General features: G+C 58.3%; 1 pseudogene. It reads right to left on the bottom strand.

The features are described from left to right. Positions 1 to 310: 310 nt before the first annotated feature. Positions 311 to 706: pseudogene (locus RM423_RS24960) on the bottom strand (carbohydrate ABC transporter permease); the annotation flags it as partial. Positions 707 to 822: the final 116 nt, after the last annotated feature.

Raw genomic sequence — 822 nt, 5'->3', positions numbered from 1 at the left:
TACAACTCGACAGCGTCGCGGCGAAACTCCTCGGAGTAGTTCTTCCTCGCCATGAGTGGATCATCTCGCTTCCACCCCACCGAAGCAGGGATTGAGCGTGTCCACTACTCGGGGTCAGGTCCCCACATCATTCACGCTAAGTGCGATACTGCACACCGTCAATAGTTTCAAGCCGATTGTGTTTTCGAAACTTCTTCGCCGATGGGCCTCAATTGTAAGCAGCATTCATCGTCACCGCTGCCTGATCGGTGAAGTGTCGATATTGTTTCGTTGTTGAAAGCTGAACGGATCAACCTTTCGATTCGAATGGTCAGCCCTTGACTGAACCCGTCAGGCCACCGACGATCCTGCGCTCGGCAAAGACGAAGAACACCAACGCCGGAATCATCGACAGCGCCGTGAACGCCAGGATGCTCGCGGTGTCCTGGGAGTACTGCGACTGGAAGGTCGCCACGCCCAACGGCAGCGTGAAGTGCTGCTGGTCGTTGAACACCAGCAATGGCAACAGATAGCCGTTCCAGCTGGTGATGAATGCCAGCACGCTGACCGTGACCAGGGCAGGCCGCGACAGTGGCAGCAGGACGCGCACGAAGAACCCCAACTTCGTCGAACCGTCCATGACCGCGGCGTCCTCCAACTCAGCCGGAATCGCCATCATGAAAGGTCGCAAGATGATGATGGTGACCGGAAGCGAGAACGGGCCTTCGCCCCGAAAAGTGGACACGCGATTTGATTGTTATGCGGCCGGTCGTAGCGTAGCCGCGGTGGTGGTGTTCTCGTAGGTGATCGGGCTGCGGTAGCCGCAGGCGGAGTGCCGGCGGC

It is taken from the genome of Jatrophihabitans lederbergiae (assembly GCF_031845305.1).
Lineage (GTDB): Bacteria > Actinomycetota > Actinomycetes > Mycobacteriales > Jatrophihabitantaceae > Jatrophihabitans_A > Jatrophihabitans_A lederbergiae.
The sequence above is the reverse complement of the archived record's forward strand: the minus strand, read 5'-3'. Positions and strand labels throughout refer to the sequence as shown.